Origin of the sequence: Enemella evansiae (assembly GCF_002250705.1) — a bacterium.
Lineage (GTDB): Bacteria > Actinomycetota > Actinomycetes > Propionibacteriales > Propionibacteriaceae > Enemella > Enemella evansiae.
This window is the reverse complement of record NZ_NMVP01000035.1, coordinates 213,707-230,847: the sequence shown is the minus strand read 5'-3', so window position 1 is coordinate 230,847 and position 17,141 is coordinate 213,707. Positions and strand designations below refer to the sequence as shown.

At 69.6% G+C, this 17,141-nt stretch carries 17 protein-coding genes; 6 read left to right on the top strand and 11 right to left on the bottom strand.

Features of this window, described 5'->3' with window-relative positions; all coding sequences use genetic code 11:
* Positions 1-20: 20 nt before the first annotated feature.
* A complete protein-coding gene (locus BI335_RS17980) occupies positions 21-1,067 on the bottom strand; it encodes an aldo/keto reductase (protein WP_094405693.1) in 1,047 nt (348 codons plus the stop codon).
* A 79-nt stretch (positions 1,068-1,146) separates the two neighbouring features.
* On the opposite strand from BI335_RS17980, the gene BI335_RS17975 reads away from it, so the two are divergent.
* On the top strand, positions 1,147-1,743 hold the full coding sequence (locus BI335_RS17975; protein ID WP_094432645.1) for a TetR/AcrR family transcriptional regulator: 597 nt from the start codon (positions 1,147-1,149) through the stop codon (positions 1,741-1,743).
* Between the two features lie 57 nt (positions 1,744-1,800).
* On the opposite strand, the gene BI335_RS17970 is transcribed toward BI335_RS17975, so the two are convergent.
* Together BI335_RS17970 and mca are read right to left on the bottom strand one after the other, a co-directional pair.
* Complete coding sequence (locus BI335_RS17970; protein WP_133626578.1) at positions 1,801-2,007, bottom strand: hypothetical protein; 207 nt, start codon at positions 2,005-2,007, stop codon at positions 1,801-1,803.
* A gap of 10 nt (positions 2,008-2,017) precedes the next feature.
* The gene (mca, locus tag BI335_RS17965; RefSeq protein WP_094356039.1) at positions 2,018-2,932 is read right to left on the bottom strand and encodes a mycothiol conjugate amidase Mca; all 915 of its coding nucleotides are present in this window, start codon (positions 2,930-2,932) and stop codon (positions 2,018-2,020) included.
* A gap of 90 nt (positions 2,933-3,022) precedes the next feature.
* On the opposite strand from mca, the gene BI335_RS17960 reads away from it, so the two are divergent.
* Entirely contained in the window at positions 3,023-3,415 is a 393-nt protein-coding gene (locus BI335_RS17960; RefSeq protein ID WP_094356038.1) for a DUF4307 domain-containing protein, read from the top strand.
* 48 nt (positions 3,416-3,463) lie between these two features.
* A complete protein-coding gene (gene greA, locus BI335_RS17955) occupies positions 3,464-3,979 on the top strand; it encodes a transcription elongation factor GreA (protein ID WP_094356037.1) in 516 nt (171 codons plus the stop codon).
* 99 nt (positions 3,980-4,078) lie between these two features.
* Here greA and BI335_RS17950 read toward each other — a convergent pair whose 3' ends face one another.
* The 7 genes from BI335_RS17950 to BI335_RS17920 are packed head-to-tail and all read right to left on the bottom strand — an operon-like array spanning position 4,079 to position 11,947.
* A complete protein-coding gene (locus BI335_RS17950; RefSeq protein WP_094400190.1) occupies positions 4,079-4,528 on the bottom strand; it encodes a DUF2089 domain-containing protein in 450 nt (149 codons plus the stop codon).
* A complete protein-coding gene (locus tag BI335_RS17945; protein ID WP_094405691.1) occupies positions 4,525-5,556 on the bottom strand; it encodes a hypothetical protein in 1,032 nt (343 codons plus the stop codon). The genes BI335_RS17950 and BI335_RS17945 overlap by 4 nt, the downstream gene beginning before the upstream one ends.
* A 38-nt stretch (positions 5,557-5,594) precedes the next feature.
* Positions 5,595-6,536, bottom strand: coding sequence for a S66 peptidase family protein (locus BI335_RS17940; RefSeq protein WP_094405690.1), 942 nt, complete (start codon positions 6,534-6,536; stop codon positions 5,595-5,597).
* On the bottom strand, positions 6,533-8,182 hold the full coding sequence (locus BI335_RS17935; protein ID WP_094405689.1) for an ABC transporter ATP-binding protein: 1,650 nt from the start codon (positions 8,180-8,182) through the stop codon (positions 6,533-6,535). The genes BI335_RS17940 and BI335_RS17935 overlap by 4 nt, the downstream gene beginning before the upstream one ends.
* A complete protein-coding gene (locus BI335_RS17930) occupies positions 8,179-9,099 on the bottom strand; it encodes an ABC transporter permease (protein WP_094405688.1) in 921 nt (306 codons plus the stop codon). Before BI335_RS17930 ends, BI335_RS17935 begins: the two co-directional genes overlap by 4 nt.
* Positions 9,099-10,124 carry an ABC transporter permease gene (locus BI335_RS17925; RefSeq protein ID WP_094400183.1) on the bottom strand — a complete coding sequence of 342 codons (1,026 nt, stop codon included), beginning with the start codon at positions 10,122-10,124 and terminating at the stop codon, positions 9,099-9,101. Before BI335_RS17925 ends, BI335_RS17930 begins: the two co-directional genes overlap by 1 nt.
* Positions 10,121-11,947 carry an ABC transporter substrate-binding protein gene (locus tag BI335_RS17920; RefSeq protein ID WP_094405687.1) on the bottom strand — a complete coding sequence of 609 codons (1,827 nt, stop codon included), beginning with the start codon at positions 11,945-11,947 and terminating at the stop codon, positions 10,121-10,123. Before BI335_RS17920 ends, BI335_RS17925 begins: the two co-directional genes overlap by 4 nt.
* Before the next feature lie 133 nt (positions 11,948-12,080).
* Here BI335_RS17920 and BI335_RS17915 point away from each other — a divergent pair, with 133 nt between their 5' ends.
* Positions 12,081-13,469 carry a M20/M25/M40 family metallo-hydrolase gene (locus tag BI335_RS17915; RefSeq protein ID WP_094432643.1) on the top strand — a complete coding sequence of 463 codons (1,389 nt, stop codon included), beginning with the start codon at positions 12,081-12,083 and terminating at the stop codon, positions 13,467-13,469.
* Between the two features lie 113 nt (positions 13,470-13,582).
* On the opposite strand, the gene BI335_RS17910 is transcribed toward BI335_RS17915, so the two are convergent.
* The gene (locus BI335_RS17910; protein WP_094432640.1) at positions 13,583-14,386 is read right to left on the bottom strand and encodes a serine hydrolase; all 804 of its coding nucleotides are present in this window, start codon (positions 14,384-14,386) and stop codon (positions 13,583-13,585) included.
* 123 nt (positions 14,387-14,509) lie between these two features.
* Between BI335_RS17910 and BI335_RS17905 the strand changes: the two genes are divergently transcribed.
* Together BI335_RS17905 and BI335_RS17900 are read left to right on the top strand one after the other, a co-directional pair.
* The gene (locus BI335_RS17905) at positions 14,510-15,061 is read left to right on the top strand and encodes a MarR family winged helix-turn-helix transcriptional regulator (protein WP_094427987.1); all 552 of its coding nucleotides are present in this window, start codon (positions 14,510-14,512) and stop codon (positions 15,059-15,061) included.
* Complete coding sequence (locus BI335_RS17900; protein ID WP_208109390.1) at positions 15,054-17,141, top strand: MDR family MFS transporter; 2,088 nt, start codon at positions 15,054-15,056, stop codon at positions 17,139-17,141. Before BI335_RS17905 ends, BI335_RS17900 begins: the two co-directional genes overlap by 8 nt.

The window sequence follows — 17,141 nt, the reverse complement described above, 5'->3', positions numbered from 1 at the left end:
CACTGTAACGAGTCGCCAGATCAGGACCCCGCCGCGACCACCGGCGGGTTGAGCCGGGCGAACCCCTCCTGGCGTTCGTAGGGGAAGTGCGGGTAGGGCGCTGGGACCGCGCTGACCGCATCGAGGCGGCTCACCTGATCCGCGGTGAGGGCCCAGCCGACGGCACCGAGGTTGTCGCGGAGTTGGGCCTCGGTCCGGGCGCCGATGATGACCGAGGCGACACTCGGTCGGCGGAGCAGCCAGTTGATCGCCACCTGCGGCACGCTCCGGCCGGTCTCCGCGGCGATCTCGGTGAGCATCTCGACCACGTCGTACAACCGCTCGTCGGGCACCGGTGGCCCGAACTGGGCGGTCGCGTGCAGCCGACTGTCCGCCGGCAGCGGCTGGCCGCGGCGGATCTTCCCGGTCAGCCGGCCCCAGCCGAGCGGGCTCCAGACCAGCGCGCCGACCCCCTGGTCCAGCCCGAGCGGCAGCAGGTCGTGCTCGTAGTCCCGGCCGACCAGGGAGTAGTAGACCTGATGGGCCACATAGCGACTCCAGCCGTGCCGATCGGCGACGGCGAGGGATCGCATCAGCTGCCAGCCGGCGAAGTTGGACACCCCGGCGTACCGGATCTTGCCGGCGGTGACGAGGTCGTCGATGGTCGAGACCACCTCCTCGATCGGGGTGCCGGCATCGAAGGCGTGCAGCTGGAACAGGTCGAGATGGTCGGTCTGCAGTCGCCGCAGGGCGTCCTCGCAGACCCGGATCAGCCGGGCCCGGGAGGTGCCGGCGTCCTGCGGACCCTCCCCCATCGGCAGACCGGCCTTGGTCGAGATCAGCACCTCGTCGCGGCGGCCCTTCAGTGCCGCACCGAGCACCTCCTCCGAGGCGCCATCGGAATAGACATCGGCGGTGTCGAACATGGTGAGTCCCGCGTCCAGGCAGATGTCGATCAGTCGGGAGGCCTCCGTGACATCGGTGGTCCCCCAGTTACCGAACAGCGGCCCGCTGCCGCCGAAGGTCCCGGCCCCGAACGACAGCTCGGGCACGATCAGCCCCGAATCCCCGACCCTGCGATACTCCATGATCCAACTCCTAACGGTATTTTAGTTCCGTTAGTGGACGCTAGCACGGATCCGTGATTAACGGTACTGTGGTCCCGTTATGACTGAGTCGGTGGGAACGCGGCCGGGTGGCCGGACCGCGCGGGTACGCCAGGCGGTGCTGCGTGCGACCGGGGATCTGCTCGCCGAGCGGGGGTTCGCAGGTCTCGATCTGACCGAGCTCGCCGAACGCGCCGGAGTCGGGCGGACCACCGTCTATCGACGCTGGGGGTCGGCCACCGAACTGATCCGCGATCTGCTGGAGTCGATGGCCGAGGACTCCCTGCCGCGGGTCGACACCGGGTCGCTGACCGGGGACCTGCGAGCCAACGCGCGCCTGGTCCGCACGACGCTGAGCGACCCCCGCCAGGGCCGACTGTTCCGCGCGCTGATCATGGCCGGGGCCGGCGACGAGGCGGCCGCCGAGGCGCTGCACCGGTTCTATGCGACCCGGATCGATGAGTGGGCACCCTGCGTCACCGACGCCGTCGCGCGCGGCGAGCTGGCCGAGGGCACCGACGCCCGCCAGGTGATCCAGGCGGTGTCCGCGCCGCTCTACTACGCCTTCCTGGCCAGCGGCGAGCCACTCACCGAGGAGTTGGCCGACCGGGCAGCCGACGCGGCCATCGCAGCCGCCCGGGTGGGGGTGTTCGACTGATCGCTCGATTTCTGGCGGCCGTGGCTGCGCACGGCGGGCCGGGCGATGAGCGTGGGTTCAGCGCTGCTCGACGTGCTCCGGGTCCTGGTCGGGGCGGGTGTCGACGCCCTCCTCGGGGATGTCGATCTTGCGCATCTGCCGGCGCATGCTGCGGAAGAGCAGCGCCGAGGCGCCGCCCAGCACCAGGATCAGCACCAGCGGGATCCAGCCTGCGACCACCGAATTGGGGTCGATGTCCAACGGCAGCATGAGCCCTCCCTCCACGAGGAGGACTCTACGCCTGGACCGCGATCCCGGCGAACAGATCCTCCTCGGGCGTCTCCGAGCCGGTCTGGTCGATGACGAGTTCGAACTCCTCGGTCGGCCAGACCTCGCGCTGCACCTCGAGCGGCACGTGGAACCAGGCCCCGTTCGGGTCGACCTGCGTACCATGCGCGAGCAGCGCCCGGTCGCGGACCGAGAAGTAGTCGGCGCACTCGACCGCGGTGGTGATCCGCGAGTCCGGCACCCGGTTCGAGTCGTCCCAGTTGGCGAGCCGCTCGGCGTACGGCGACTCGAAGCCGCGATCCAGCATCGCCTCGTGCAGGGCGATCGTGCGCTGCCGGTTGAAGGTGTGCTGGTAGTAGACCTTGCTCACCTGCCAGGGCTCGCCGTGCTCCGGCCACTTCGTCGGATCGGCGGCCTGTTCGACGGCGATCAGGCTGATCCGGTTGGTCTGGATGTGATCGGGGTGCGGGTAGCCACCCAGCTCGTCGTAGGTGGTCAGCACCTGCGGCCGGAACTGCCGGATCACCCGGACCAGTTCCCCGGCCGCCTGCTCCGGATCCTGCAGCGCGAAGCAGCCGTCCGGCAGCGGCGGCAGCGGGTCGCCCTCGGGCAGCCCGGAGTCGACGAAGCCGAGCCAGGTCTGCTCGATGCCCAGGATCGCCCGCGCCCGATCCATCTCGCGGCGGCGCACCTCGGCGAGGTGGTTGATGATGTCGGGGCGGTCCATCGCCGGGTTGAGGATCGACCCCCGCTCGCCCCCGGTGCAGGTCGCGACCATCACCCGGACGCCCTCATCGACGTATTTCGCGGTCACCGCCGCGCCCTTGCTCGACTCGTCGTCGGGGTGCGCGTGCACGTGCAGCAGGCGGAGCTGGTCGCCGTCAGCGGTACGCCGGGGGCGGGTGGTGGTCGTGCTCGTCAAGGTCGGACTCCATGGGTGTCGAACGGTCAGCCAACCCAAGCAAACACCAGATCGGCCCGAGAGATTCCCGCCGGTCACTAACCTGTTCTCGTGAGCCTGTCCCCCGCGGAGCGGATCGCCGCCCGATACCCCGACGCCCGACGCCCCTGGTTGAAGTGGGTGGTGGCACTCATCGTGCTCCCGCTGCTGGGGGTCTGGTTGTGGATCTCGGTCGATCAGTCGAACCCGCCGGTGACCGCCCAGGTGGTCAGCTTCACCGTGACCGGCAACAACACCATCAACATCACGCTGATGATCGACCGCTCCTCCGCCGACGTCACCGGGCGCTGTCTGGTGCAGGCGACCGCGCAGGGCGGTGAGCAGGTCGGTGAGGTCTGGTACGCCGTCGCCGCCGCGGATCGCGAGGTCACCCAGGAGCAGGTCTCGCTGCGCACCTTCCGGCCGCCGGTGAGCGCCACCATCAGCAAGTGCCAGGGCGGCTGAACAGCGCGCCACGATTGCCTGGGCCGGGGGTGTTGGTAATCTTGTGCGATGGCAGAAATCACCGAGACCAACACCATCTGGCTCACCCAGGAGGCCTACGACAAGCTCGCCGACGAGCTCGCGTACCTCGAGGGTGAGGGGCGCACCGAGATCGCCAACCGGATCGCCGCGGCCCGTGACGAGGGGGACCTGCGCGAGAACGGTGGCTACCATGCCGCCCGCGAGGAGCAGGGCAAGCAGGAGGCCCGGATCGCGCAGCTGCAGGACATGCTGCGTCGTGCCGAGGTCGGCGATGCCCCCACCAATACCGACCAGGCGGTCCCGGGCACCAAGATCACCATCGCCTTCGACGGCGACCCCGACGACACCGACACCTTCCTGCTCGGCTCCCGCGAGCTGCTCGGACTGGACGATGCCGCCGACGAGGTCAACGTCTACAGCCCGCAGTCCCCGCTCGGCGCGGCGATCCTGGACAAGAAGGTGGGCGACACCGTCTCCTACGAGACGCCCAACGGGAAGTCCATCTCCGTGAAGATCACCAAGGTGGAGGCTTTCACCGGCTGAACATCGATTTCCGCCAGCAACGAGCCGCCCCGGGTGATCCGGGGCGGCTCGTTGGTTGTGCGGGGTCTCCGGGGCGTACGCCGCCCCGGACGTCGGGCGTCAGCCGGCCAGCAGCCGCTGGGCCTCGGCCGGGCTGAGTTCACCGCTGGCGACCTGGGCCAGGATCGTGTCCCGGTCCACCCCGCCCGCGGTGTCGGCGGTCGTCTCGGTCGGGGCGCTCGTCGGCTGCTCGCCCTCGCCCTCCTCGCCGGAGAGGCCGAGCTTCATCAGCAGCTGGGTGAGCCGCAGTCGCGCGGTCGGATAGGACACCCCGAGATGCTTCTCCACCTCCCGCAGGTTGCCGCGGGAGGCCAGGAAGACCCGCAGGGTCTCGATCTCGGCGGGGTTCAGTGCGCAGAACTCGCACGAGGTGAACACCCCCGCCAACTCCGATCCGCAGGTGGTGCAGCCGAGCCGGGTGACGTGCAGCTGGTCGCCGCAGACCGGGCAGTCGCTCGGCGGGCGGTGCGGTTCGTCCAGGGTCCGCTCACCGTGGGAATGCGTGCTCATCGATCGCCTCCGTTCTCGGTACCGACCCGGACCACCGCGTGGCCCATCACCACACCGACATCCAGCCGGGCGGCCCCGTTGCCCATCACCACTTCGTCACCGGCGCCGGTGTGCCCACCGGCCCAGACCACCTTGCCCAGTTGGGATTCCGCGCGCACGGTGACATTCGAGTCGTCGTCCAGCTGGACGTTCAGCGAACCGGATTCACAGCGGATCCGGGAGCGGCCGGTCGCGATCCGGCCCTTGACGGTGGCCTGACCGGCCTGCACCAGCACGTCGTGCGCCTCGCTCAATCCGGTGAGCTTGGCGCCACCGGCGGTGACCCGGACCTTGCCCAGGTAGCGGACGTCCTCACAGGTCAGCGACCCGGCGGTCAGCTCCACATCGACGATCAGGTTCGGGTTGACCCGGATGAACAGTTCCTTGCCCAGACCGAGATTGCGCACGTCGTCGAGACTGCGCGGCGGGCGGAGCAGGGTGAAGCCGTCGATCGAGGCGCCGATCTCACCGTCGGAGGAGATCTCCAGCACCGATCCATTGCGGCGCAGCACATGGGCGCCGTCGACGGAGGCGGTGGCCACCCGCGGTTCACCGACCACCCGGACCCGGCGGCCGACGGCTCGGATCGAGACCCGGTCGACGCCCTTGGTGTTGGCGGTGCGGCGGTCGGCGGTGGGGACCTCGTCGTCACCGGCGGGCGGCTCGGCACCCTCGGTACGCGGGGTCTCCGCAGTCGGCGGCGCGGTTCGCGGGTCGGCCTCGGTGTCGGGCTGGTCGCCGACGACCCGGCTGAAGGTGTCCCGGGCGTACTGCTGCCAGCGCGGCCGGGGGCGCTCCCCCGCAGCCGAGGAGTCCGCCCCGGCACCGGCCGAGGTACCGGTGCTGCCGGTGGTGGACCCGGCACTCGATCCGGCGCTGGCGCCGGCAGGAGCGCCGGTGAGCGCCTCGATGCGGCGCGAGGCCTCGGCGGAATCGATCCGCCCGGCGGCAAGATCCTCGAGGATCGGTGTGAGGTCTGGAGTGCTCATGACCCAAATGTAAAACGGACTTGCGACTATCTAAAGGGTCACTTTCCACTATCGGGTGTGGTTGGGGGAAGACCCGGGGTGACGATCAACGTGCTCGTGCCTGCGGCGACCTGCAGCCGGGCGGGTACGCCGAGCGGCACGCTCTCCGCACCCGGGCCGTGCCCGAAGCTGAAGCCCGCACCGATCGGCACCCCGAGCCCGCCGAGCAGTTCGCCGACCAGCAGGCGTACCTCGTCGACGACGCAGCCGCGCCAGCTGCCCAGCACGATGCCGGCGACACCGTCGAACCAACCGGCCCGCAACAGCGCGGTGAGATAGCCGTCCAGGTGATAGGTCTCCTCGTTGATGTCCTCGAGCAGGACCAGGGCACCGGTGTTGTCGACCGGCGGCCGGCTGCGGGCGGCCAGCGTCATCGCCAGCAGCGACAGGTTGCCGCCGATCAGCGTCCCGGTCGCGGTGCCGTCGACCAAGGCGTCCGAGCCGGCGTGATCGAGCTCGGCCGGATCGCCGAACAGTGCCTGCCGGAATGACTCGGTGGCTGCCGGATCGTCAAGCAGGTCAGCGGTTGCGGGCATCGGGGTGAACCAGCTGGGTACGCCGAGCTGTTCGCGCAGCAGCTCGTGCAGGGCGGTGATGTCGGAGCTGCCGTAGACCGGTTTGGGCGGGCAGGACCGCAGCGCCGCCAGGTCGAGGTGGTCCAGCATCCGGGCGGTGCCATAGCCACCGCGGACCGCGATGATGCCGCGGAACTGCGGATCGCACCAGGCCCGCTGGAAATCCGCGGCCCGCAGCTCGTCGGCACCGGAGAGATAACTCGCCCACCGATGGGCCGCCCGGGCCGAGGGCAGGCGTACCGGAACCAGCCCCCAACCGGTGAGCAGCTCCTCCGCCGCCGCCAACTTCTCCGGCGGCGGCGGGCCGGCCGGGCCGAGCAGCGCCACCCGGTCACCCGGCACCAACGGCCCCAGGGGGTCGGTCACCGGGGCACCCCCAGGCCGCGCGGCGCGGCGGCGAGCAGGGTCTTGGTGTAGTCGTGCTGGGGATCCAGCAGTACCTGTTCCACGGGCCCATCCTCGACGATCTGCCCGTTGCGCATCACCAGCACCCGGTCGGCGATGTTCCAGGCCAGTCCGAGATCGTGGGTGATCACCAGCGCGCCGAGCCCCAGGGTGCGGCGCAGATTCAGCAGCAGGCCGAGGATCTCACCGCGCACCGAGGCGTCCAGGGAGGCGACCGGTTCGTCGGCGACCAGATATTCCGGGTCCAGCGCGAGCGCCCCGGCGATCACCACCCGCTGCCGCTGCCCGCCGGAGAGCTCCTGCGGCAGTGCGGCGAGGAACCGCTCGGGCGGGGTCAACTCGGCGGCACGCAGCGCCCGGGAGACCCGTTCCACCTCGTCGCCACCCAGCCCGTGCACCCGGGGCCCCTCGGCGACCGCGTCGAGGACGGTGTGCTTGGGGTTGAGTGCCCCACTCGGGTCCTGCAGGACGAACTGGACCTTCCGCCGGTACGCCTTCAGCGCGGCTCCCCCGCGCGGCATCGGCCGGCCGTCGAACAGCACCTCACCGGAGGTGGGTCGCTGCAGCCCGAGCACCGTCCGGGCCAGGGTGGTCTTGCCCGACCCGGACTGACCGACCAGCGCCACCACCTCCCCCTGGCGGCACCCCAGCGAGACGTGGTCGACCGCCCGCAGCCGCTTGCCCCGGGCCCGGAAGTCGACCACCAGATCGCGCACCTGGAGCAGTTCGGCACCGAGCTCCCGGTCACGGTCCCGGGCGACGGCGTCGGGATCGAACTCCTCCTCCCGCGCGGCGCGACCGACACGCAACCGGGACCGTTCGTCACCGATCGTCGGGAACGCGGCCGCCAGCTCCCGGGTGTGCGGATGTTGCGGGTCGGCCACCACCGCAGCCGTCTCCCCCTGTTCGACGATCCGCCCGGACTGCATCACCACCAGCCGCTGGCAGACCTGGGCGAGCACCGACAGGTCGTGGCTGATCATGATCAGCGTCAACCCGCGTTCGCTGACCAACTCGGAGAGCACCTGCAGCACCTGGGCCTGGACCACCACATCGAGGGCGGTCGTCGGCTCGTCGGCGATGATGATGTCGGGGTCGCAGGCGAGCGCCATCGCGATCATCACCCGCTGCTTCTGGCCGCCGGAAAGCTCGTGTGGATAGGCATCCGCGCGATCGGCGGGCAACTCGACCCGGGCCAGCAGCTCGGTCACCCGGCGGTCGCGGGCCGCCTGGTCGGCCCAGCGTTCGTCGGCGTGCAGGCTGAGCGCCTCGGCGATCTGCCAGCGGATCCGGCGGACCGGATTGAGCGAGTGCATCGCGCCCTGGAAGACGATCGCCGCGGCGGTCCAGCGGACCGCGCGGACCCGCCCCCAGTTCATCGTGGTCACGTCCTCACCGTCGACCAGGATCTCACCGCTGACGGCGGCGCTGCGTGGCAGCAGCCGCAGCGCGGTCGCGGCGAGGGTGGACTTGCCGCAGCCGGATTCACCGGCCAGCCCCACCGATTCACCGGAGCCGATCCGCAGGCTGACATCGTCGACGGCCGGCGGGTCGTCCGCGCGGGATCGGTAGCGTACGCTCACCCCGCGCCATTCCAGGGTGGTCATCGGCGCTCCCGCAGGGTGGGGTTGACCACGGCCTCCAAGGCCCGGCCGACCAGGGTGAAACAGAGCACGACGATCACGATCGCGATCCCCGGGGGCAGCACGAACCACCAGTAGCCGGCGGTCGCCGCACCGGTGTCGAGGGCGCTCTTCAGCATCGACCCCCAGGAGATCTGCGTCGGATCACCGAGGCCGAGGAAGGACAGCGTGGACTCCGAGATGATCGCCGAGCCGACCATCAGCGTGGTGTTCGCCAGCACCAGCGGGATCACCGCCGGCAGCACGTGCCGGAGCAGCAGATGGCCGTGCCCGCCGCCGAGGGCCTGGGCCCGTTCGATGTAGGGCCGGGCCTCGATGGTGAGGGTCTGCGAGCGAACGATCCGCGCGGTCGCGGCCCAGCTGGTCAACCCGATGGCGATCACGATGGTGAGGACGCCGCGGGTCAGCATCGTGGAGAGCACGATGGCCAGCACCAGGCTGGGGATGACCAGGAAGAAGTCGATGATGCGGAGCAGCACGAGCTGGGTCACACCGGTGAAGTGACCGGCCAGCATCCCCATCAGGGTGCCGATCAGCATCGACATCAAGGTCGCGGAGAACCCGACCACCAAGGAGATCCGCGATCCCCACAGCAGCATGCCGAGCACATCGCGGCCCACCGGATCGGTGCCGAGCAGATGGGCCGCCGAGGGTGGCTGGTTGGCCGAGGCGGTCAACCGGGTGACATCGAAACTGTCGAAGGGCACCAGCAGCGGCGCCAGCAGGGCGAGCGCCAGCACGCACAGCAACCCGATCAGCCCGACCAGGCCGGCCCGGTTGGCGGCGAAGAGGGCCCAGTTCGCGGCGACCCGTTGCCGCCGCCGGCGGCTGGCGATGGCGGTCGCGGAGGTGGCCGGTCCGGTCGTCGGTTCGGAGCTCATCAGGCGACCTTCAATCTCGGGTCCAGCACCCGATAGAGCAGGTCGGCGACGAAGTTCATCAGCACCACGATGCTGGAGAAGACCACGAAGGTTCCCTGCAGCAGTGGCAGATCCGGGCCGTCGAGCGCCTGGAAGGTGAGATAACCCAGCCCCGGCCAGGAGAACACCGTCTCCACGGTGATCGCACCGCCGATCAGGTGGCCGAGGGTGAGGAAGATCAGCGTCACCGTCGGCAGCAGGGCGTTCGGGACCGCATGCCTGGTGCGGACCAGGTCCTCCCGCAGGCCCTTGGCGCGGGCGGTGGTCAGATAGTCGGCGTTCATCTCCTCCAGCACCGAGGCGCGCATCACCATCAGATACTGGGCATAGACCACCGCCACCATGGTGAGCACCGGCAGCACCAGATGTCTGGCCACGTCCAGGGCGTACGCCAACCCGGTGGCGGTGCTGCCCGGGGTGGTCATGCCGCCGGTCGGGAACCACTGCAGGGTGCCGCCGAAGAGCATCAGCAGCAGCAGACCCAGCCAGAAGGTGGGCACCGACCAGAACACCAGCGCGATCCCGGTCTGCGCCTTGTCGAAGGTGGAACCGCGCCGCCAGGCCACCCGCTGACCCAGCCACAGGCCGAGCACCACCGAGATCGCGGCCGCGGTGCCGGTGAGCAGCAGGGTGGACCCCACCCGTTCCCCGATCAGCTGGGTGACCGGGGCGTCGTAGGTGTAGGAGGTGCCCAGGTCACCGGTGACCAGCCCGGTCAGGTACTTCCAGAACTGCACCGGCAACGGCTGGTCCAGCCCGAACTGCTCGCGCAGCCGGTCCACGTCCGCGGCACTGACCCGGCGGCCGCGGGTCATCGTGATCGCCGGATCGCCAGGCAGGATTCGGAAAACGAAGAATCCGACCACCACGATGAGGATCAGGCTGATCGCGGCACCGATCGCCCGATTGAGCACATAGCGACCCAGTCCGGCGGGTGCCGGGACGTCCTCGAGCGCGCTCGGGTCGCTGGTCTCCGCCAGGCTCATTCACGATCCTCGGCGGGCTTGCGGCGACGCATGGCGAAGAATCCACCGGCCAGGGCCAGCACGGCGACGACACCGACACCGATCCACAGCCCGGTGTTCGAGCTGCCGCCGCCGGCGGTCTGTGCCTGGGTGTCACCGGCCTGCACCGGGGTGGCGCCGTAGTAGCCCCAGTAGCCGTTCTGGTTGGTGATCGTGCCGGTGTTCTCCGGCTGCTTGGTGAAGTTCGCGAACCGGTCGCTGCGGTACGCCTCCAGGTAGTCGGCGTAGTAGACGATGTCGATCACGTTGGCCTGGTAGGCGATGGTCCAGGCCTGCTTGACCAGGTCGGCCCGCTTGGCCGGATCGAGCTCGGAATGCTGCTGGGCATAGAGCTGGTCGAACTTCGGGTCACACCAGTTGTTCTCGCTGGTCGCACCCGACCCGTCGGCGTTCGGCCGCGAGGAGCACAGGTTGATCGACAGCTGGTAGTCGGGGTCGGGCCCGATGCTCCAGCCGGTGAAGTACAGGTCGTACTTGCCGAGGGTCGAGTCGTTGTTGACCTGGGTGTTGCTGACCATCGAGGTCTCGACCGGGATCCCGACATCGCTCAGCCACTGCTTCACGAAGTCGGCCAGCTGGGCATGGGTGGCATCGGAGCTGCGGCCCATCAGCCGCAGCTTGAGCGGCTTGCCCGACGGGTCGACGCGGACCCCGTCGGCGCCCCTGCGGTAGCCGGCCTGGTCGAGCAGCTGGTTGGCTTTCGCCGGGTCGAAGGTGCGCTCGCTGGCACCGGCGGCGAGGCCGAAGTAGTCGGGATAGACGGTGGGCTCCTGGGTGATGCCCGGCTTGCCCAGGCCACCGAGCACCCGCTCCAGCAGCACCTTCTTATCGATCGCGGTCAGGATCGCCTCGCGGACCTGCGGGTTCTGCAGGGCGGGATTCCCATCACCCAAAGGCTTTCCAGCCGCATCGACGGCACCGGGGTTGATCGCCAGACCCTGGTAGCGCCGGCCCTCACCGTTGTTCGCGGTGATGCCCTGCTGGTTCTTCAGCGAGTTGAACTGGGCCGGGGTGAGCCCGTTGACCAGGTCGATCTCACCGGCGCGCAGACCCTGCACCGCGGCGTCCAGGTTCTTGTAGTAGACGAAGGTGATTCCGCCGATCTTCGGTGCACCGCGGAAGAACTTCGGGTTGGCGGTGAGCTCGATCGACTGGCCCTTGACGTACTTGGTCATCAGGAACGGCCCCGAGCCGACGATCGGTTGACCGTCGGAGAGGTCGTTGTTGGTCTTGGCGGCATCGAGCTTCTCCCAGATGTGCTTGGGCACGATCGGCAGTTCGTTGCCGGGGTTGGAGGCCTGCGGTTCCTTCATGGTGATCACCACGGTCTGCGGGTCCTTCGCCTCCACCGAGGTCACATTCTCCACCAGGGAACCGTTCGCGGTCTGCAGCTCCTCCTTCTGCTGCATCTGCTGGAAGGTCCAGGCCGCGTCCTCGGCGGTGATCGGCTGGCCGTCGGACCAGCTGCGGCCGGCCGGGATGGTGAAGGTCCAGGTCTTCGCGTCCGGGCTGGCCTCCCACTTGTTCGCCAAACCCTCGGTGAGCTTGTTGTCCGGCCCCCACTGCACCAGCGGCTCATACTGCATCCGGTTGATCTGGGTGGAGGTCAGCAGCACCGTCTTGAACGGGTTGAAGTTGTCGATGTCGGCGGTCACGGCCACCTTCAGCACCGGCGCGTCGGCCGCCCGCGCGGTCGGCGTACCGACCCAGGGCAGCAGGGCGACGAGCAGCACCCCGAGGGCAGCCAGCAACCTGGACCATGACGATGTGCGACGACTGGACATGCGACCTCCTGGTGCGAGTTGCGCGCCAGACAACCGGAGCGGTGAGGCCGCGGTCAAGAGGTATGCGTCAATTGTTTCCTTCCTGAAACGTAGGTGCGTGAAATGTTGACGACGGTTTGGCAGAGTGGGAGGGGTGAGTCCTACCGAGACCGACGGTGACACCGAGACCGATGTCGTACGCCTGTGCGGTGAGCTGATCCGCTTCGACACCACGAACTGGGGCGGCGGCCGCGCCCGCGGCGAACGCGCCTGCACCGAGTTCGTCGCCGACACCCTGCGCACCGCCGGCTGGCAACCGGAGATCCTGGCCCGCCCGGACGCACCCGAGCGGACCAACCTGCTGCTCCGGGTCGCGGGCTCCGAGCCCGAGCTGCCGGGGGTGCTGGTCCAGGGCCATCTGGACGTGGTGCCGGCGGAGGCCGAGCAGTGGACACACGATCCGTTCGCCGGCGAGGTGGCCGACGGGTACCTCTACGGACGGGGCGCGCAGGACATGAAGGACGCCTGCGCGATGTCACTGAGCACCCTGCTGCAGTGGGCCCGCGACGGCGTCCGCCCACGCCGCGACGTGCTGTTCGCCTTCGTCGCCGATGAGGAGGACACCGGGGCCCACGGGGCCGAGTGGCTGGTCGACAGATATCCGGATCGGTTCGCCGGAATCGGTTGCACCATTGGCGAATCCGGCGGTCACTGCGAGGCGCTGCGGACCACGACCGGCGAGGCGGTGCACCTCTATCCGGTGGCCTGTGCGGAGCGGGGTTCGATGCATCTGCGGCTGACCGCCCACGGCGCCTCCGGCCACGGGTCGCGGCCGACCGGTGCGGATGCGATCAGCCGGTTGCTGGCGGCGGTGACCCGGCTGCGCGAGTACCGCTGGCCGCTGCACCTGGCCCCGGTGGTACGAGCTCAGCTGACCGAATCGGCGTGCGCTCTCGAGTTGCCCGCCGAGGTCGTCACCGACCTGGCGGCCACCGACGAAGCGACGGCCGAGGTGGCCGTGCGGGCGGTGATCGCCGCCCTCGGCGATGATGCCGGTCCGCTGCCGTGGACGATCCGGGCGTCGGCGACGCTGACGATGCTGAACGCCGGCTACAAGGTGAACGTGATCCCCGGGGCGGCGACCGCGGAGTTCGACGTCCGCTGCCCACCCGGTTTCGTCGACCAGCTCGACGCCACCCTGGCCGAGCTGCTCGGGCCGCGGCAGGGCGAAGCGGTCGAGTGGGAGCACAGCACCTATCAGCCACCGGTGGCCGCTCCCCTGGACGGTCCCTGGCTGGCCGCGATCCGTCGGGTGATCGGTGAGTTCGACCCGCTCGGGACGGTGATCCCCGGCTGCCTGGGCGGTGGTACCGATGCGAAGGCGTTCGCCCGGATCGGGATCCCGGGTTACGGATTCACCCCGCTCGGCCCCGACCCCGACGGTCGACGCTCCGAGGGTCAGCACGGCGTGGACGAGCGGGTACCGGTCACCTCCCTGGTCACCGGCCAGCAGATGCTGCGCCGCTTCCTCGAAACCGTCTGACCCGACGGTCATCGAGTAGCTGCCCCGGCGCAGCGAAGCCGCCCTCACGGTCATCGAGTAGCTGCCCCGGCGCAGCGAAGCGGAGCCGGGGCAGCGTGTCGAGATGACCAGACTCAGCCAGCCAGCTCATCGGCGACCGCGCGACCGATCTCCCGCATCGCCGCCAGCACCCGGTCGCGCACCTCGGGGCGCCCGTCCGCCCAGTTGGCCGCTGCGGCGTACGCCAGGGTGCGGCCGCCGGCACTCACCAGGCCGATGTCGATCCGGGCGGTCTCGATGGTGCCGGTCTTGTTCACCAGCCGTACGCCGCGGTCCGGTCCGGTGTGCGCGAGCGGGTCGAGCCCGAAGGCGCCGGCCACCATCGACAGGTCGGTATCGGTGGCCAGCCAGCCGAGCACCCGGTCGGCGGCCTCCCGACCGAGCACCTCACCGCGATGCAACCGACCCAGCAGCGCGGACAACTCGTCGGCCCGACCCACCGAGAGGGTGGGTGGATCGGTCGGGCGGCGTCCCTCGCGTACCCGGTCCAGCAGTGCCGACTCCGCGCAGCCGAGCCGCCGGGCCATCCGGCGGACCGGCTCGATGCCGACCCGGCGCAGCAGCACGTTGGTCGCCAGGTTGTCGCTGACCGCACCGATCAGCAGGCAGAGATCGGCCAGCGGCAGGGAGCGGCTGCGCAGCTGGTACCAGAGCCCGGAGTCGGCGACCCACTCGTCATCGTCCCAGCGCAACGGCTCGTCCGGATCGAGCTCCCCCGCCGCCAACCGGGCAGACACCTCGGCCAGCAGGAACACCTTGCCGACGCTGGCGGTCCGCAGCAATCGCTCCGGATGGTGGGCGTACAGCACCCGATCATCGCTCGCGTCCCGGACGCAGATGCTCCAGTCGGCCGTCGGGGGAAGTTCGATCGCGCGCACCCCGCATCCCTACCAAACTCTTGGGGCCAAACGGCCGGTCCGGCGCCGCAACACCGGCCATAACTGCTGACAAAGTGCATCGGAGTATTTGCATAGTGCAAGTAATGGATTTATGCTTGTTTGGTGCAAGCATCAGAAACACCGGCGGATGTCGCCGACCGGCTCATCGACGCGATGGTCGGAATGGCCAGGGCCGCCAAGCGGTCCCAGCGGTTCGCGGTCGATCAGGGCAGCTACTTCATGCTGCATCTGCTCGAACTGCGCGGTGAGCTCCGGCTGACCGAGCTCGCGGCGGCCGCCGAGTTGGACACCTCCACCGTCTCCCGGCACCTGCGCCAGCTCGAGGATTCGGACCTGGTCTCCAGCAAACCCGACCCGGGTGACCGGCGGGCGAAGCACTTCACGCTCACCGCCGGTGGCGAGGCGCTGCTGGAGCGGGCCCGCACCGAACGCCGGGCGCTGCTCAGCGAACGGCTGTCCACCTGGTCGACCGACGATGTGACCACCCTGGAGCGCCTGATGACCCGACTGGCCGATGAGGTGCTCCAGTCCAACCCCGCCAAGTGCCCCGAACCCGAAGACCCCGAAACCGAAGACCCCGAAACCGAAGACAAGGATCCCCTGACCCCGAATGACAATGACAACCCGCAGCACCGGAAGGAAACCCGTGGCTGAGTCCACCGCGCCGACCGCCGACGCTCCCGTGGCCAAGGAGGAGTTCCACCTGGACGCGGCCGGCAAGCGCGTCTTCATCGGCCTGATGCTGGGCATGCTGGTCGCCTCCATCAGCCAGACCATCGTCGGCCCCGCACTGCCCCGGATCGTCGCCGAACTCGGCGGCATGGAGCACTACTCCTGGCTGGCCACCGCGGCCATGCTGGTCTCGGCGATCACGGTGCCGATCGTCGGCAAGCTCTCCGACCTCTATGGTCGCCGGCCCTTCTATCTGGCCGGTCTGGTCGTGTTCATGCTCGGCTCGGTGATTTCCGGCTTCGCGCAGAACTTCTGGATGCTGGTCGGCGCCCGCGCGATCCAGGGCCTGGGCATGGGCACCCTGATGCCGCTGTCCCAGACGATCATCGGCGACCTGGTACCGCCCCGCTTCCGCGGCAAGTACCAAGGGGTGATGGGTGCGGTCTTCGGCCTCACCTCGGTCGCCGGCCCGCTCGCCGGTGGCTTCATCACCGACCACTGGGGCTGGCGCTGGCTGTTCTTCGTCACCCTGCCGATCGGCCTGGTCGCACTGGTCGCGATCGGCCGCTTCCTGCACCTGGCTCACGAACCGCGCAAGGTGAAGATCGACCTGTTCGGCATCTTCACGATGGCGATCGCGCTGATCTGCCTGCTGCTCGCCACCTCCTTCGGCGGCACCACCTGGGCCTGGTCGTCCTGGCAGATCATCACCCTGTACGCCGTGGGCCTGGTCTTCACCGGCATCTTCATCTTCGCCGAGACGCGCGCCATCGATCCGGTGCTGCCGCTGCGCCTGTTCCGCAGCTCGATCTTCACCCTCAGCTGCATCGCCAGCTTCGCCGTGGCGATCATGATGTTCGGCGCGATCATCTACATCCCGGTGTACGCCCAGGGTGTGATCGGGGTGAACGCCACCAACTCCGGGCTGATCCTGATGCCGATGATGCTCGGCCTGATCATCCTCGGCATCGTCGTCGGACAGCTGGTCACCAAGACCGGCCGCTACAAGGAATTCCTGCTGCTCGGCAACATCGTGATGCTGATCGGCTACTGGCTGCTGTCCCGGCTGCACTGGGGGTCCACCCAGCTCGACCTGACCCTGGCGATGGTCGTCATCGGCGTCGGCCTGGGCACCTGCATGCAGCTCTACACCCTGGTCATCCAGAACAACTCCCGCCGCCAGGATCTCGGCGTCTCGACCGCCTCCAGCCAGTTCTTCCGCAACGTCGGCTCCACCGTCGGGATCGCGATCTACGGCACGGTGATGACCACCACCATGCACACCGCGATCGGTAAGTACCTGCCCGCCGGTGCGGCGGCCCAGGCCGGTGGCGCGATGAACGCCTCCGCGGTGCTCGACCCGAGCGTGCTCGCCCAGCTGCCGCCGGCGATCGCCGACGCCGTCCGGCAGGGGCTGGCCGATGCGCTGCACAACACCTTCCTGATCGGCCTGCCGGTCGGTGCGCTGGCGCTGCTGGCGACCCTGTTCATCAAGGCGGTACCGCTGCGGGACACCGTGCACACCCCGACCGAGGCCGGCCGGGAGGTGCTCGACTCGATGAACCAGACCAGCGGCTCACCGAACGAGCTGGTACCGACCCTGAGCGGCCATGGCCGGACCCGGGAGCGGATCCTCGGCCTTCAGTACGCGCTGCTCGCCGAGGAGGCGGCCAAGCCGGGCCGGGAGCTGCTCCGCGAGGGCGTGACCGGCCTGGGCGACGGGGATCTGGAGCGTGGGATCGCGCTGTTGCGCTGCACCGCCGCGATGCTCTGCTCCGAGGACGAGGCGGAGGTGGCCCGCGCCGAGGGGCAGGCCGCCGAGGTCGCCGCCCGGGCCCAGAAGCCCGGCGGCGTGCTCAGCCCCGAGCTGCGCAAGGACCTGGCCGTGCTCGCCGCCGAACAGGATCGGGCGATCGTGCTGGCGCGGATCGAGGAACCGGTCGAGCAGCGCTACCAGGCCGTCGACATCGGCAAGCTGCACGAGGCCGGCAGCGACCTCGCCGCGGCGTACATGGTCGACATCCGCAACCCCGAGCCCAGCCCGCGGCACGCCGCGGACTGA

Bases quoted from the DNA above. Each gene is read 5' to 3' on its own strand.
- BI335_RS17980 (WP_094405693.1), bottom strand. From the start codon at position 1,067: ATGGAGTATCGCAGGGTCGGGGATTCGGGGCTGATCGTGCCCGAGCTG.
- BI335_RS17975 (WP_094432645.1), top strand. From the start codon at position 1,147: ATGACTGAGTCGGTGGGAACGCGGCCGGGTGGCCGGACCGCGCGGGTA.
- greA (WP_094356037.1), top strand. From the start codon at position 3,464: ATGGCAGAAATCACCGAGACCAACACCATCTGGCTCACCCAGGAGGCC.
- BI335_RS17950 (WP_094400190.1), bottom strand. From the start codon at position 4,528: ATGAGCACGCATTCCCACGGTGAGCGGACCCTGGACGAACCGCACCGC.
- BI335_RS17945 (WP_094405691.1), bottom strand. From the start codon at position 5,556: ATGAGCACTCCAGACCTCACACCGATCCTCGAGGATCTTGCCGCCGGG.
- BI335_RS17935 (WP_094405689.1), bottom strand. From the start codon at position 8,182: ATGACCACCCTGGAATGGCGCGGGGTGAGCGTACGCTACCGATCCCGC.
- BI335_RS17930 (WP_094405688.1), bottom strand. From the start codon at position 9,099: ATGAGCTCCGAACCGACGACCGGACCGGCCACCTCCGCGACCGCCATC.
- BI335_RS17925 (WP_094400183.1), bottom strand. From the start codon at position 10,124: ATGAGCCTGGCGGAGACCAGCGACCCGAGCGCGCTCGAGGACGTCCCG.
- BI335_RS17920 (WP_094405687.1), bottom strand. From the start codon at position 11,947: ATGTCCAGTCGTCGCACATCGTCATGGTCCAGGTTGCTGGCTGCCCTC.